The sequence below is a fragment of the Tabrizicola sp. genome, from assembly GCF_031377265.1.
GTDB lineage: Bacteria > Pseudomonadota > Alphaproteobacteria > Rhodobacterales > Rhodobacteraceae > JAUYQR01.
In genome coordinates this window covers 1-15,304 of the sequence record NZ_JANMET010000212.1, presented here as the reverse complement: position 1 = coordinate 15,304, position 15,304 = coordinate 1, and the positions used below count along the sequence as shown (strand labels likewise).

Annotated in this window: 14 protein-coding genes and 1 tRNA gene; 8 read left to right on the top strand and 7 right to left on the bottom strand. The window is 64.8% G+C overall.

Going from position 1 to position 15,304, the window contains the following annotated elements; all coding sequences use genetic code 11:
- The 5 genes from RMO18_RS12575 to trpE all read left to right on the top strand — a co-directional run.
- A partial coding sequence (locus RMO18_RS12575; RefSeq protein ID WP_309666325.1) for a phosphoribosyltransferase family protein occupies positions 1-330 on the top strand: 330 nt, incomplete at its 5' end.
- 6 nt (positions 331-336) lie between these two features.
- Positions 337-828: a DUF2127 domain-containing protein gene (locus RMO18_RS12570; RefSeq protein WP_309666323.1), complete on the top strand. Its 492-nt coding sequence runs from the start codon at positions 337-339 to the stop codon at positions 826-828.
- A gap of 13 nt (positions 829-841) precedes the next feature.
- Positions 842-2,020, top strand: a complete 1,179-nt coding sequence (locus RMO18_RS12565) for an aminotransferase (protein WP_309666322.1) — start codon at positions 842-844, stop codon at positions 2,018-2,020.
- A gap of 184 nt (positions 2,021-2,204) precedes the next feature.
- On the top strand, positions 2,205-4,076 hold the full coding sequence (locus tag RMO18_RS12560; RefSeq protein ID WP_309666320.1) for a SurA N-terminal domain-containing protein: 1,872 nt from the start codon (positions 2,205-2,207) through the stop codon (positions 4,074-4,076).
- A gap of 1 nt (position 4,077) precedes the next feature.
- A complete protein-coding gene (gene trpE / locus RMO18_RS12555; RefSeq protein WP_309666318.1) occupies positions 4,078-5,586 on the top strand; it encodes an anthranilate synthase component I in 1,509 nt (502 codons plus the stop codon).
- Positions 5,587-5,589: 3 nt separating this feature from the next.
- Here the strand turns inward: trpE and RMO18_RS12550 are convergent, their stop codons facing one another.
- The gene (locus RMO18_RS12550; RefSeq protein ID WP_309666317.1) at positions 5,590-7,527 is read right to left on the bottom strand and encodes a divergent polysaccharide deacetylase family protein; all 1,938 of its coding nucleotides are present in this window, start codon (positions 7,525-7,527) and stop codon (positions 5,590-5,592) included.
- 286 nt (positions 7,528-7,813) lie between these two features.
- A tRNA-Cys gene (locus RMO18_RS12545) sits at positions 7,814-7,887 on the bottom strand.
- 124 nt (positions 7,888-8,011) lie between these two features.
- On the opposite strand from RMO18_RS12545, the gene RMO18_RS12540 reads away from it, so the two are divergent.
- From RMO18_RS12540 to RMO18_RS12530, 3 genes are all read left to right on the top strand, one after another.
- The gene (locus RMO18_RS12540) at positions 8,012-8,824 is read left to right on the top strand and encodes a creatininase family protein (RefSeq protein ID WP_309666316.1); all 813 of its coding nucleotides are present in this window, start codon (positions 8,012-8,014) and stop codon (positions 8,822-8,824) included.
- 99 nt (positions 8,825-8,923) lie between these two features.
- Positions 8,924-9,307: an antitoxin Xre/MbcA/ParS toxin-binding domain-containing protein gene (locus tag RMO18_RS12535; RefSeq protein ID WP_309666315.1), complete on the top strand. Its 384-nt coding sequence runs from the start codon at positions 8,924-8,926 to the stop codon at positions 9,305-9,307.
- Complete coding sequence (locus RMO18_RS12530) at positions 9,267-10,037, top strand: RES family NAD+ phosphorylase (RefSeq protein ID WP_309666313.1); 771 nt, start codon at positions 9,267-9,269, stop codon at positions 10,035-10,037. Before RMO18_RS12535 ends, RMO18_RS12530 begins: the two co-directional genes overlap by 41 nt.
- Before the next feature lie 218 nt (positions 10,038-10,255).
- On the opposite strand, the gene RMO18_RS12525 is transcribed toward RMO18_RS12530, so the two are convergent.
- Genes RMO18_RS12525 through RMO18_RS12505 form a run of 5 tightly spaced genes read right to left on the bottom strand, consistent with a single transcriptional unit; the run spans position 10,256 to position 15,098 of the window.
- Complete coding sequence (locus RMO18_RS12525) at positions 10,256-10,837, bottom strand: NAD(P)H-dependent oxidoreductase (protein WP_309666311.1); 582 nt, start codon at positions 10,835-10,837, stop codon at positions 10,256-10,258.
- Entirely contained in the window at positions 10,834-12,237 is a 1,404-nt protein-coding gene (locus tag RMO18_RS12520; protein ID WP_309666309.1) for an FAD-binding oxidoreductase, read from the bottom strand. Before RMO18_RS12520 ends, RMO18_RS12525 begins: the two co-directional genes overlap by 4 nt.
- Positions 12,234-13,460, bottom strand: coding sequence for a cytosine deaminase (locus tag RMO18_RS12515; protein ID WP_309666307.1), 1,227 nt, complete (start codon positions 13,458-13,460; stop codon positions 12,234-12,236). Before RMO18_RS12515 ends, RMO18_RS12520 begins: the two co-directional genes overlap by 4 nt.
- A complete protein-coding gene (locus RMO18_RS12510) occupies positions 13,460-14,302 on the bottom strand; it encodes an ABC transporter permease (protein WP_309666305.1) in 843 nt (280 codons plus the stop codon). The genes RMO18_RS12515 and RMO18_RS12510 overlap by 1 nt, the downstream gene beginning before the upstream one ends.
- Positions 14,289-15,098: an ABC transporter ATP-binding protein gene (locus tag RMO18_RS12505; protein WP_309666303.1), complete on the bottom strand. Its 810-nt coding sequence runs from the start codon at positions 15,096-15,098 to the stop codon at positions 14,289-14,291. Before RMO18_RS12505 ends, RMO18_RS12510 begins: the two co-directional genes overlap by 14 nt.
- Positions 15,099-15,304: the final 206 nt, after the last annotated feature.

Genomic DNA, 15,304 nt, shown 5'->3' with positions numbered 1-15,304 from the left:
GTCGTCGATTCCATCAGCGTGAAGTCCTACCATTCGGGCGGCGGCAAGGCCGACCAGCGGCGTGAGGCGCAGATCATCAAGGCCCCGCAGGCCGACATCATGGGTGACGGAACGGGGGTCCTGATCGTGGACGACCTGGTCGACAGTGGCCGGACGCTGGAGTTGATCCGCAGCCTGTATCCCAAGGCGCATTTCGCCTGCGTCTACGCCAAGCCCGAGGGTGAAAAGCAGGCCGACACCTACATCACATCCGTCAGCCAGGACACCTGGATATTCTTCCCCTGGGACATGGCGCTGCAATATGTCCAGCCGATGCGCGGGGCTGACTGAGATTTCATGCTGCGTCAAAGCCGCCTTCGGCTGCTGCATTGGTTGTTCGAGGCGTCTCTGGCGATCAAGGGTCTTCTGACCTTTGCCGAGGCCCTGGCGGGCCTTGGGCTGCTATTGACCCCGAACGCGCTGGTCGCGCGCTTTGTCTACTGGGTCACCCATTTCGAGATTGCCGAGGACCCGACCGACACTCTGGCAACGTGGACGATGCGGGCGATGCAGGCGTTTCCGGTGCCGACGCAGCATTTCTATGCGCTCTACCTTTTGGCGCATGGCGGGCTGAAGCTGACGATGGTGCTGCTGCTCTGGCGCAAGGTGGTCTGGGCCTATCCGGCCTCGATGGTGGTGCTGGCGGGGTTCGTGGGCTATCAGCTTTACGAATTCGTCCACGCCGGTTCGCCCTTCCTTTTGCTGCTGGCCATCTTCGATCTGGTGATGATCGGTTTGGTCTGGCAGGAATGGCAGGCGTTGCGCGGGCGCGCCCTGCCTGCCGTCTGAAGGAGCCGTGACGATGACCCTGCCGCTGAACCCCGCCTTTGCCGCCACCGAACCGCCGCCGGTGATGGAGGCGCGGCGCTGGCTTCAGGGTGTCAGCTTTCCAGCCGACCGCCCGCTGATCAATGTCAGCCAGGCGGCCCCGGTGGACAGCCCGCCCCTGGGGTTGCGGCAGGCGCTGGCCGATGCGGCGCTGAACGATCCGCAGGCGCATCTTTACGGGCCGGTGCTGGGGCTTCCCGCTTTGCGCGAAGAGATCGCCAAGCAATGGTCGGCCAGTTATGGCGGGGTGATCTCGCCGTTGCAGGTCGCGATCACGCAAGGCTGCAACCAGGCGTTCTGCACGGTGATGGCGACGCTGGCGGGGCAGGGGGACGAGGTGATCCTGCCGACGCCTTGGTATTTCAACCACAAGATGTGGCTCGACATGTCCAGCGTCACCGCTGTTCCGCTCGACACCGGCCCGACGCTGATCCCGTCGGCTGATGCCGCCGCCGCACTGATCACCGACCGCACGCGCGCCATCGTGCTGGTCAGCCCCAACAACCCCGGCGGTGTCGAATATCCGGCGGAAACGTTGACCGCCTTCCGCGACCTTGCCCGCGCCCACGGCCTTGCGCTGATCGTGGATGAGACCTACCGCGATTTCGACAGCCGGACCGGTCGCCCGCATGAGCTGTTCACCGATCCGGACTGGGCCGATACCTTCATCCACCTCTACAGCTTCTCCAAAGCCTACCGCCTCACCGGCCACCGCGTCGGCGCCGTCGTCGCGTCCGAGGCGCGGCTGACCGAGGTGGAGAAATTCCTCGACACCGTCGCGATCTGCCCCAGCCAGCTTGGCCAGATCGCGGCCCTCTGGGGCATGCGCAACCTCGCACAATGGGTGGCTGGCGAACGCGACGAGATTCTCGCCCGCCGCCGCGCGATGACCGAAGGGTTTTCCGCCCTGCAAGGCTGGCGGCTGCTTGGTTGCGGTGCGTACTTCGCCTATGTCGAACACCCTTTCGCCGACCCGTCGGATGCCGTTTGCAAGCGGCTGGTGGCTGAGGCGTCGCTCCTGATGCTGCCCGGCACGATGTTTCAGCCGCCGGGGTCTGCGGTCGGAAAGCGCCAGATCCGCATCGCCTTTGCCAACGTCGATGCCTCCGGCATCGCCGAGATGTTCCGCAGGCTCGCCAGGGTCCGCGCCTGAAACGGCGCGAAACCTTACCAAAGGGTTAAAGTGAAAACAGAACGTCGCATGATTCCAATGACTTGACCTTTTGTCCACGCGTGGACAAACCGCAGGCCAACCGGATCACCCCCAACCATCTTCATCTTGCCCCCCCGCGGCCTTCAATCTAGAAGTCCGCCAGACCCAATCTCAAGGCAGACCCATGGCCAAGTCCCCGGAAGCTGAGACCCCGAAACCCAAAAGCAAATCCGCAGGGATCGCCGGATGGATCCTGATGGCCATGCTGATCCTCGGCCTCGGCGGCTTCGGGGTCACCAATTTCGGCGGTGGCCTCACCTCGATCGGCCGCGTCGGCGACACCAAAATCTCCGTCGACGACTACGCCCTCGCCTTCCGCCAGCAGCTGAACGCCTTTTCCCAACAGGTGGGCCAGCAGATTTCGGCACAAGAGGCCATCGCCTTCGGTCTGGACCGGCAGGTGCTGCAAAGCCTGATCACCCGCACCGCCCTGGATAACGAGGCGCACCGCGTTGGCCTTTCCGTCGGCGACGCCGTGGTGGCCGCCGAACTGACCGGGATGGACGCCTTCAAGGGCGCATCCGGCGGCTTTGACCGCGAGGCCTACCGCTTCACCCTCGAACGCAACAAACTGTCCGAGGCCGAGTTCGAGACGAATATCCGGCGCGACCTGTCCCGCGCCCTTCTTCAGGGCGCGATCAGCGGCGGCTTTGCGGCCCCCGAAGCGATGACCGGCACGATCTACGCCTGGGTGGCCGAACGGCGCGGCTTCTCGATGCTGCGCCTGACCGAGGCCGACCTCACCGCACCCGTGCCCGAACCGACCGATGCCGAATTGCAGGCCTACCACCTGGCCAACATCGCCCAATTCACCAAACCCGAAGCCAAGCGCATCACCTATGCCGCGCTGTTGCCGGAAATGATCGCCAAGGATCAGCCCGTCGACGAGGCCGTGCTGAAAAAGCTGTACGATGACCGGATCGACGAATTCGTGGTTCCCGAACGGCGGCTGGTCGAACGGCTGGTCTATCCCGATCAGGCCGCAGCCGACGCCGCAGGCAAACGCCTTGATACCGGCGAGACGTTTGAAACCCTTGTGGCCGACCGTGGCCTGACGCTTGATTCCATCGACCTGGGCGATGTGTCCAAAGACGATCTCGGCCCCGCTGGCGAGGCGGTGTTTTCCCTGACCGAACCGGGAACCATCGGCCCGCTGATGTCCGACCTCGGCCCCGCGATCTTCCGGGTGAACGCGATCCTGCAAGCCGAGGAGACCACCTTCGAAGACGCCCGCGAAGCACTGGCCATCGAAATCCAGACCGACGCCGCGCGCCGCACCATCGCCGATCAGGTCGAAGTGGTCGATGACCTGCTGGCGGGTGGCGGCAGCCTTGAAGACCTCAAGACCGACGCCGGGATGAAACTTGAAACGCTGGATTACGTGCCTGGCGCGCCGGGCGACAGCACCATCGAAGGCTATCCCGCCTTCCGCGCCGCTGCCGAAGCCGTTGCTGAAGGTGACTTCCCCGAAGCCGTGGTGCTTGATGACGGCGGCATGGTCGCCCTGCGGCTGGACGAAATCGTGCCCTCAGCGCCGATCCCGTTTGATGAGGCCAAAGCGGCGGTTGCCACTGCATGGCGCGCCGCTGCGGTTGCAAAGTCCCTGTCCGACCGTGCCATCGAGATCAAGACAGCAATCGAAGGCGGAGCCGCCATCGGCAGCTTCGGCATCGTTGATGTCACCTCGGAAATCGCCCGCGACGGCTTTGTCGAAGCCACCCCTGAGGATCTGCTGAAAGGCGTGTTCCAGATGGCAGAAGGCGACGTGCGGGTGTTTGACGCCCAGGGCTTTGTCGGCGTGGTGCGGCTTGACACCATCCTTCCCGCCGCCACCGAACGCGAGGATGCAACCGCCATGACCGCGGCGCTTGCAGCACAGATCGAACAGGCCATCGCACAGGACGCATTCAACGCCTTCACCACCGCGCTGACGGCAGAGGCGGGCATCGCCATTGATCAGTCCGCGATCAATGCGGTCCACGCGAGCCTGCAGTAGGATGCAGCTATCCCCCACTTTCGCCGAGTTTGCGCACGGTTGGGCCGAGGGGCGCAATCAGATCGTCTGGGCGCGCCTTGCCGCCGATCTGGATACCCCCGTCAGCCTGATGCTGAAACTGGCTGAGGCACGCGCTGATACTTTCATGCTGGAATCAGTGACCGGCTGCGAAGTGCGGGGCCGCTATTCCATCGTCGGGCTGAAGCCCGATCTGATCTGGCAGTGCCACGCCACGACCAGCCGGATCAACCGTCAGGCCCGGTTTGACCCGCAGGCCTTTGCCGATCTGCCGGGGCATCCGCTTGACACGTTGCGCGCCCTGTTGGCCGAATGCCAGATCGACATGCCCGAAGGGCTGCCACCGGTGGCAGCGGGCCTGTTCGGCTATCTTGGCTATGACATGATCCGGCTGGTGGAACATCTGCCCGACGTGAACCCCGACCCGCTTGGCCTGCCCGACGCAGTGCTGATGCGCCCATCGGTGGTGGCCGTGCTGGATGGGGTGAAGGGCGAGGTGACGATTGTCGCCCCGGCCTGGGTGGCCTCCGGCCTGTCGGCGCGCGCGGCTTATGCGCAGGCGGCCGAACGGGTGATGGACAGCCTGCGCGATCTGGACCGCGCCCCCGCTGTGCCGCGCGACCTGGGCGAAGGCTCCCCGGTGGGCGCGCCGCAGTCGAATTTCACCCATGCCGGCTACAAGGCGGCGGTGGACCGGGCCAAGGCCTATATCCGCGCCGGTGACATTTTTCAGGTGGTGCCCAGCCAGCGTTGGTCGTTGCGCTTTGATCTGCCGCCCTTCGCGCTGTATCGCAGCCTAAGGCGGACCAACCCGTCGCCGTTCATGTTCTTTTTCAACTTCGGCGGCTTTCAGGTTGTCGGTGCCTCGCCCGAGATTCTGGTGCGCCTGCGCGACGGCGAAGTGACGGTGCGCCCGATTGCTGGCACCCGCAAACGTGGTGCAACCCCCGAAGAAGACCGCGCGCTGGAGGCGGACCTTCTGGCCGATCCCAAGGAACGCGCCGAACATCTGATGCTGCTTGACTTGGGGCGCAACGACGTGGGCCGTGTGGCAAAGGTCGGCACCGTGCGCCCGACCGAAACCTTCATCATCGAACGCTACAGCCATGTCATGCACATCGTGTCGAACGTGGTGGGCGAGATTGCTGCGGGCGAAGATGCGCTGTCGGCGCTGTTGGCGGGCCTGCCTGCAGGCACCGTGTCAGGGGCGCCAAAGGTCCGCGCAATGCAGATCATCGACGAGCTGGAGCCGGAAAAGCGCGGCGTCTATGGCGGCGGGGTCGGCTATTTCGCCGCCAATGGCGAGATGGACTTTTGCATCGCGCTGCGCACCGCCGTTCTAAAGGACGAAACGCTGTACATCCAGGCCGGGGGTGGCGTGGTCTACGACAGCGACCCCGAGGCTGAATATCAGGAAACCGTCAACAAATCCAACGCCCTGCGCCGTGCTGCCGAAGATGCGGGCATGTTCGCCGGGCGTGGCAACGGCTGACCGTCACTCCACCGTCAATGCCGCGGACAGCGGGGCCAGCACCACTGTCGCGGCGCGGCCTTCGACCGTCCATTCCAGCAAGGCGGCCACCGTCTCTTCGCGGCTGTGCCCGACAACCGTGACCCGGCCATCCTGACCCGCCTTGAACACCGCCCGATCCAGATAGCGCCGGATCGCGCTGCGGTCTTCGCCCGCGCCGTCCAGATTGCGGAACACCGTGGTTGCGGCCAGATCTTCGCGCCGCGCCACCTGATCGGCGGCGTTCAGGCCCTGATCCCAGGTCAGCAAGCCGCGCCCCTGGGCTGCCACCACCGGCACCACAAGGCTGGCCAGCGGCCGGTTGCCCTGAAACCGCAGCTCCGGCACATCCATCACCGCGACGGATTCTGGCAGGCCCTGGGCCATGCTCTGGAACGCGACCTCGATGTCTGAGGCGTTGGACCCTTCGGCAATTCCGGTGGCCAGCATCACCACTTCCTGCCCGGCAGCCCGGTAGATCGCGGCGTGTTGAGCTGTGTCCGGGGCCAGCGGATCAAGGGCAAAGGTCACCGCAAAGGGCAGGTTGGCCAGCGCCTGACGGTCCAGCGTCGCCTCGCCGGTGTCGATCAGGACAATGGCGAAGACCGGCTTGCCATCCGGGTTGTCAAAGGGTCGGGCGAACTGACCCAGCGGCGTGTCGGGTGCTGCAGCACCCGGTTCAGCCTCGGCCACCACGGCCGGTTGATCGCCGATCCTTGGCAGACGGCCGGTGATCACACCTTCCGCAGTGCCGCCCAGTCCGGGCGCGGGTTTCAAGGTCGGGCCGCTCTCGGCCTCGGGTTCCGGCAGCACCGCCACTTCGGCATCCGCTTCGGGTGCGGCCTCGGTGCCGGGCAACGGCAGCGGCTTTTTGCCGGGCATATCGGGGGACACGGTTCCGGGCAGGCTGTCCTCGGGCGGGGCAACGGGCACCATCGTTTCCGGGGCAGGTTCCACCACCTCAGGCTCCACGATCACCGGCGTATCGGCTACGGGCGTATCGGCTACGGGCGGTTCTGCGACGGGCGGCTCTGGCACGGGCGGCGCTGCAACTGGCGGCTCGGCTTCGGCGGTCACCAGCGGTGCATCGGCGGCGGCGGGCTCGGTCGGTTTTGCGTCCGGCTCGGGCAGGGTGCTTGCCACTTCAGGCGCAGGTTCAACCGGGGCAGGGTCACTGATCTCGGGGCTTGCCGGGGGCGCAATCTCATCTTCTGCCACGGCAAGCAGCGTGTCGTCCGTCGCTGCACCAGCTTCGGCCTGGGCAGGTGGATCGACAGCAACCGCCACCTCAGCCGGCTCAGTTTCTGCCGGTTCGGCTTCGGGCTTTGCCGTTTCCGTTGTCGCCGTTTCAGCCGCCGGCTTTTCGGCCGGTTCGACCTCGACCGGCGCAATCGGAGTTGCTGCTGCAGTCGCGCCTTCTGCCACCGCTGCTTTGGCAGGAACCGCTGGCAAGGCTGGTACAGGTTCCGCCTTGGCGATTGCTGGCGCAGGGTCCGCCAACGGCGGCGGCTTGTCTGCGGGGGCTAGTGCGGCCAGCACATCATTGGTCAGCTTTGTCACTTCATCGGCGGCCAAAGCCGGCACATTCACCGGCTCTTGTGGTTCGACCGGTGCTTGCGGCGGATCGATCACTGTGTCTGCAACCACCTCGGGCGCAGGTTCGGGTGTCGGTTCAGCCGTTACTGCATCGGCGGTGTCCTCGGGCGCTGGTTCGACTGCGGCGGGCACGTTTTCGGTAACGGCCAACTCTGCTTCAGACGGCTCCGAAGCATCGGGCTCCAACGTTTCGGGGGCGGTGACGCTTTCGTCCAGCGCAAGATCGGGCGCAACCAGTTTGTGTGGAGACACCAGCGAAACCGCAGCCAGACCAGCTGCCGCCATGACACTGCCCACCAGTGCGCCGTTCAGGAATTTGCCGATCACTGCCGCCTCCGTCCTTGCGCCTTGGGGTGGGGTGATCGTCAGCTTGCCGACGGTTTCCCCCGCCTCAGCCCGTCGATCCTTGCCCGTCGTCCCGTTTGCCCCTGACGCTCTTTTTCCGATTTCCACACTTATAGCGCGAGGTTGCCCGCGCTTCACGCTTTTTCCTATGCACCTCAGCAAGATGCCGCCTCTGCATGCAACCGCGCATCAGTCGCGGCCCGGAATCGGTGGTTTTTGCGATCTGGCAGACCGTGGCCGCCGCAATTGCGCGCCATCCGGTGCAAAGTGGAGGCGGGTACCGGAATCGAACCGGTCTTCACGGATTTGCAATCCGCTGCGTAACCTCTCCGCCAACCCGCCGCCGAGAGTGCAAAGGGGATAGCGGAACCGCCACGCCGCTGCAAGGGGGCAGGGGCGACGTTTCGGGATTGACCCGGTGCCGGTCTTGACCGTCATCTTGGCCCGACAACGGAAGGAGCACGTGATGCCACTGAAACACCGGTTCTGGGCAGACTACACCGCCCGCGATTTTGCGGCACTTGACCGGGGCAGCCTGATCGCCGTCCTGCCGGTGGGGGCAGTGGAGCAGCACGGGCCGCACCTGCCGTTGTCGGTGGACCGCGACATTCTGAACGGCGTGATCGCCGCGGCCATCCCCCTTATTCCCGCCGATTGCCCGGCCCTATTCCTGCCCACCTGCGCCATCGGCAAATCCAACGAACATTCCGCCTGGCCCGGCACGCTGACCCTGTCTGCCGCGACGCTGATGGCGATGTGGACCGAAATTGGCGATTCGGTTGCGGCGGCTGGGGTGAAAAAGCTGGTTCTGCTCAATTCACACGGTGGCCAGATCGCGCCGATGGACATTGTCGCCCGCGACTTGCGGGTCAAGCACGGCATGCTGACCGTGGCCGCGAACTGGTTTGCCATGGGTGCCCCCAAGGGCCTGATTTCCGAGGCAGAAGAACGGCTTGGCATCCACGCCGGTGATAAGGAAACCTCGATGATGCTGGCCCTGCACCCCGCCCTTGTCGATATGGCGCAGGCCCGCGATTTTCCTGCAGGGCAGGCCGCGCTGACCGGCCATCTGGGCCTGTCGCCAGCCGGCAAGCTGGGCTGGCAGATGCAGGATCTGAACGCCGCCGGGGTTTGCGGCAATGCCGCCGCTGCCACCGCCGACAAGGGCCACGCTTTCGTGGACCATGCAGCACGGCAACTGGTGACGCTGTTGGGCGAAGTGCAGCGCCTGCCCGCCGATTGGCTGACCACCCGGCCAAACCCCGATGCCTACCGCTAGGCCGGCGATTCCAGCGGTCGGGACTTGACCGAAGGCGCCAGAATAACTATTTCTACTGAAATGTACGTACTCAATAATTTCCTTTGAAAGAACCACCCGATGACCGCACTGCTGCACGCCCCCCGAAACACGCCCGCACGCAGCGCGGTGCTGACCAAGGCAGCCTTGGCCGCCGCCGACCGTCTGGGCCTGACCGCACGGGCCTTGGCGCGGATCATCGGGGTGTCCGAACCCAGCGTCTCGCGTATGAAGCGCGGCGATCTGGGGCTGGAGGAGGGCAGCAAACCCTTTGAACTTGCCGCCCTTCTGGTGCGCGCCTTCCGCTCGCTTGATGCGGTGACGGGCGGCGATGAACGGGTGTCGCGCGCCTGGGTTCAGGCAGAAAATCTGGCGCTGGGTGGGGTGCCGCTGGCGATGATGGCTTCGGTTCAGGGGTTGTGCGATGTCGTCAGTTACTTGGACGCCCGCCGCGCTCCGCTCTGAGGCGCGGGGGTTTCGTGGCAAAGCCTGGCGTCTGGTCGAGGCGCAGCACCGCGTCTCCACCCTGAAACTGGTCGACAGCCTCGCCGAACAGGCGGTATTGGAAGACATCCTCGAAGGCACCAAGCCCCCGCTGCCAGAGGCCTGCCGCGGTCTCGACTACCTGCTCGCCACGCCTTTCCGCTATCGCCCGTATCCGCACGGCTCGCGCTTTCGCCGTGCAGGCTTTACTCCCGGCGTCTGGTACGGGGCCGAACAGGCCGAAACAGCGGTGGCTGAAATGGTTTTTTACCGTTTTCTGTTTTTCGCCGAAGCTCCGGATGTGCCGTTTCCGGACGGCGCGGCAGATTACACCGGTTTCGCGGTGCCGCTGGCCACTGCGGCAGCCATCGATCTCGCGGCACCACCGCTTGACCGTGATGCAGCGCTCTGGACCCACCCAACCGACTACGGTCCGTGCCAAAGTCTGGCCGAGGCCGCCCGCGACGCCGGGGTCAACCTTTTGCGCGCACCGTCCGTGCGCGATCCGGGGGGCGGTGCCAATCTTGCGGTTCTGTCCTGCACGGCCTTTGCCGCCCGTGCCCCGGGTGACCGGCAGACCTGGCGGATCAAGATCGGCCCCAGCGGCGCGCAAGCGATCCGCGAACATCCCGCCAAGGGCATCGAATTTCCCCGAAACATCTTCGACGCAGACCCCCGTCTGGCCGAAATGCGCTGGGACCGTGCGCGCTAGCCGGGCGTTCTGGCCGATTCGCGCTGCATAGTTAACGCTTCCCGGCCCCTGCGCGCGTGTAGACGCAATGTAGACGGAAAGAAGATGCAATGAAGACTATGAAAATCGCCGTAAATCAGCCCCTTAACAATCAGAACGCCCGCCGCGCCGGCATTATCTGCGCATGGCTAAGGTAAAGCTGCCGTCGCCGTTTCGGCAAAAGACCGCAGGTGCCCGCGTCACAGCCGGTCCATTTCTCCGCCGACCTTTGCCAGAAAAGCCGCCCGCTGGGCATCGGTGGCCCGGTTCATGTCGTACAGTGCCAGATAGCGCAGCCGGTCCGGCCGGCAGATAAAGCGGATGATCCGGGTGAACATCTTGCGCGGCGGATTGCCCGCCATGAAGGCCCGCAGCGGCGTCGCCCCATAGCTCGTCACCGCCACCAGCTTGCGGATATGCGTCAGGTTCGCCGCCACCAGCCCGTTTTCCAGCCGAAAGCTGACGCCGGGCAGGAAAACCCTGTCAAAATAGCCCTTTAGAATGGCAGGAAAGCCGAAATTCCACACCGGGAACACGAAGACCAGCACTTGGGCCGCCCGCAACCTGTCAACATAACCCTGCACCGGCGCGGTATTGGTGGCGCTGTCGAGGTACCCCCGTCGCTCCGCCGCACTCAGCACCGGGTCAAACCCCTCGGCATACAGATCCAGAAGATCCACCTCCCAGCCCCGCGCGGTCAGCCGGTCCATTACGCAGGCACGCAGGGCGGCAGAAAAGCTTTCCTCGCACGGATGCGCAAAGACCACCAACGCGCGGGTCATGGTCGTTTCATGCCCTTGTAAGCATAGACGTTCTTGTAATCGAACCCCGGCTCATCCCAAGCAATCATCTTGCCGGGGTTCAGCAACCCCTTCGGATCCGCCTCGCGCTTGAAGGCCAGTTGCCGGTCATCCACCGATTGCCGCCCGCCTTCCTCCAGCGTGTAGCGGTGCGGGTTGAACACCATGCAGCCCATCGCTTCGTGGATCCGCACGATCTCGTCCAGCCGCGCCTCGGTGGTGAACTTCACCAGCGACAGGCCCGCGAACATGGTGGCGCCGTTTTCTTTCATCACCTCAAGGTGTTGCAGGACCTCGCCGCCCAGCTTTGCCCGGATCGCCTCGATCTTTTCCAGATGGTCCGGTGCCGCATAACGGACCTGCAGATAGGTGATGGTCGGGTCCACCTTCAGCGCCCGCAGGGTGGTATGGTTCCAGCCATATTCGAACACCGGCCCCGGATCGCGCGGCCAGTCATGCGCGTCGGACCGGTAGATGACCTTGGCCCCCGGATAGCGCGCGGCAAAGGTCAGGAACCCGTCCATCGCATGCGGCGCGATCATCAGGCCCAGCACCGCCTGCCCAGGCGCCAGATGCGGTGCCACCCGCTGGAAGTAGTCCTGTGCAATCGGGGCTTCGAACACCGTGATCAGCTTTTTCAGGATGCCATCCTCGCGCCCCAGATCGGCGGCAATCCGCGCGGCCTCGGGAAAGGTCTCGCAGGTCACGAACATCTCGACCCAGTCATAGGCCGGGGCCAGCGGCATCTCCAGTTCGGTGATGATGCCATTGGTGCCGTAGGCGTGGCTGACGCGGTGCAGCTCCTCGCCGGTGAATTCCAGCACGCGCGGCTCTGCCTCCATCGTCACCACCCGCAGACGGATGATGTTGCCAAGGTCGCGCAACGCCCCCCAGGTGCAAGAGCCAACCCCGCCCGAGCCGCCGGCGATGAAACCGCCAATTGTAGCCGTCGCCCAAGTGGAGGAAAACATGCGCAATTCCTGGGCTGAATGCGCCTTGCAGGTGGCATCGACATCCCTGAGCAGGCAGCCGGGCTGTACGATCACCCGGCCAGGATGGATCGCCGTCACCGCCGAAAGGTGGCGTGTGTGCAGCACGATCCCCCCCGCCAGCGGCATCGCCTGGCCGTAGTTGCCGGTGCCCGCCCCGCGCGTGGTAACCGGGATATTGTGGGCATAGGCCACCCGCAGCACCTCGATCAACTCGGCCTCGGACTTCGGGGCAACCACGAAATCGGCGGAGATGTGGTCCAGCCGCGCCTTCAGCACCGGCGAATACCAGAAGAAATCCCGGCTTTTGGCCCGAACCGACACCGGATTGTCGTCGATCTCCAGATGCGCGAGGGCGGCTTTGGCGGCGGCAAGATTGGCGGAGAGGGTCATGCAGGCTCCATCAGGTGGTCAAGGTCGGCGTAATCGGGCAGTGTGCGGGCGATCTGCCGGCCGCCACGGATGACGATGCGGTCGGACTGAGGGCGCGACAGCAACTCGTTCCAGTTCCGCGCCCGGAAGATCACACAGTTCATCGGGTCCAGCCCGGTCGCGGTGCCAATGGCTTTGGCCGGGTTCGTAGTGAATGCTTGCACCCAATCGGTGCCACTGTGGTCCAGATGGCCGATCCGGGTGGCCTCGCGCATCACCTCCAGCATGTCCATATCGCCATAGGCATAGAACGGGTCGCGGGTGTTGTCGGACGCAAAGCTGACATAGATCCCGCGCGCCTTCATCTCATGCACCAGGGTGATCCCGCGCATCCGGGGCGTGCGATGCGCCTGTCGGTCCTGCAGATACAGGTTGCACATCGGCAGGCTGACCACATGCAGCCGGGCCTTGGCCACGAGGTCGAGCGTGGTCATCGCCTCTGCCTCGGCCATGGCCGAGACAGAGCAGCAATGGCCCACCACCACAGGGGCGGCAAACCCGGTCTCCAGCACCGCCTCGGCAATCTGGCGCAGGGTGTTGGCGCCGGGGTCCAGCGTTTCGTCGACATGGAAATCGGCGGACAGTCCGCGCGCCGCAGCCATGGCGAAAAAGCTGCGGATGCGGGTGGCGATGTCGGGCAGCGGATAGGTCACCATGCCCAGCACGCCGCCATGCGCCGCCACAATATCGGCGGTGTGGGCGAAGGCGCCGTCGCTGGAGAAATCGCCCGCGCCGATCAGGCAGGCGGCCTGCAGATCAATCCGCCCCGCCCATTCCGCGCGCTTTTGGGCAAAGACCGGAAAGCTGATCGCATCCTGCGGCGCGATCGCATCCAGATGGGTGCGGATTGCCGCCGTGCCATGCGCATAGGCGCAACGGAGCGAAAACTCCATCCGCGCGGCCACGTCTTCCGCGCTCCAGCGGGCGGCGCGGTCCGCGCCCGCGGTGGTCAGCGCGCCCATGAAGGTGCCATCGGGGTTCGGGCTGCGCGGCCAGATATGCCCCTTGTCCAGATGGGTGTGCATGTCGGTGAAACAGGGCAGCACCATCGCGCCCTTCATGTCGACAGGCTGGCCCTCGCCCAGCGACAGGCGCAGAAGATCCGCCTCCTGCCCCATCAGGCAGGCGGGCACGGTCACATTCTCCAGCCGCAGGGGGCCGGGGGGCAGGGTCATGAAATCCATCAGCTTTCCCGCTTCAAGGCACTTTCATGCCATTTGCGCAGAAAGAACCAGGACAGGAAACTGGTTGCCGCAAAGATGATCACGCCAACCAGCGCGATCATGATCAGGGCGGCAAACATCCGCGGATAGTTCAACCGGTAGCTCGCCTCCAGAATGCGGAACGCCAGGCCCGAGCCGGACCCGCTGATCCCCGCCACATATTCCGCGACAATCGCCCCGATCAGCGCCAGCCCCCCCGCGATGCGCAGGCCACCCAGGAAATAGGGCAGCGCCGAGGGCAGTTGCAGAAACAGCAGCGTCTGCCACCAGCTGGCCCCGTAGATCGCATACAGGTCGCGCAGGTTGCTGTCGGTGGATTTCAAGCCCAGCGTGGTGTTCGACAGGATCGGAAAGAACGCCACGATCCAGGCGCAGATCAGCACCCGTGCCAGCGGGTCCTGCACATAGATGAAGATCAGCGGTGCAATGGAGACGATGGGCGTGACCTGCAGCACCACTGCGTAGGGGAAGAACACCAGTTCGGCAAAGCGGCTCTGGGTGAACAGGATCGCAAGCAGCACCCCGCCGATGATGGCAATTCCCAGCGCAAGAAAGGTGATCTTCAGCGTCACCAGAAGCGACGCGAACAGCATGGGGTAATCGGCCAGAAACCGCGTCCAGACTTTCGCCGGTTCGGGAAAGATCAGCCCGCGCGTCTGGCTGCTGTTGGAAAACCAGTCCCAGCCGATCAGCGTCAGCACCACCACCGCCAGCGGCAAGGCCCAGCGCGCCACCGCCTCGATCCGCCGGTTGCGGGCGCGGCGGGCCTCGTCGGCGTCAAAGACGGGATCAGTGCTGGTCATGGTTCTGCTCTCCCATGGCGCGGCGCAGCGCATCTGACACCACATGCGTCTGCGCGGCGTAATCGGGCGAGGTGCGGAACTCCATGTCGCGCGCATAGGGCGCCGCAACCGACAGCTCCTGCACCACCCGGCCCGGCCGCGCCGCCATCACCACGATCCGGTCCGACAGAAACACACTTTCGAACACCGAATGTGTCACGAAAATCACCGTGCAGCCGATCTTTTCCTTCAGCGCCAGAAGATCGTCGTTCAGCTTCTGGCGGGTGATCTCGTCCAGCGCCGCGAAAGGTTCATCCATCAGGATCAGCCGCGGGTTGGTCACAAAGGCCCGCGCGATGCTGACGCGCATCTTCATGCCCCCCGACAGCTCGCGCGGATAGGCATCGTGAAACGCCTCCAGCCCCACCAGCTGCAGCGCCGTGGCGATCCGGTCGGCCACCGAGGCGAAGGATTGCCCGCGCAGCCGGAACGGCAGCCAGACATTCTTGGCCACCGTCGCCCAGGGCATCAGCGTGGGCTCTTGAAACACCACGCCGATATCGCCCCGGTCATGCGCGCCCGCCCATTGGATGCGCCCCGTCGTCGGCCGCATCAGCCCCGCAATCAGCCGCAACGCGGTGGATTTCCCACAGCCCGACGGCCCCAGCAGCGACAGGAAATCGCCCTCGTTCAGCGTCAGGTTCATGCCGTCCAACGCCGTGACTGTGCCGTTGAACACTTTGGAAATACCCACCATTTCCAACAGCTTGGGGCGCTGTGTCAGCGGCAGGGCAGGGCGATAAGACAGGTCAGTCATGGGTCATCCGAAACAAACGGGGGCCGCTGCCGACCCCCGTGATCTGCGATCAGGTCAAACGGTCATTCGGCGGGTTTCAGATCCAGCCCGACACCCTTGTTGACGAATTGCAACGTGTAGGAGGCCTTCCAGTCAAGATCAGCCGGGGCCGCGCCCACCGCAACCATCTTTTTGTAGAAATCCTCAACCTTGGCATCGGTCATCGC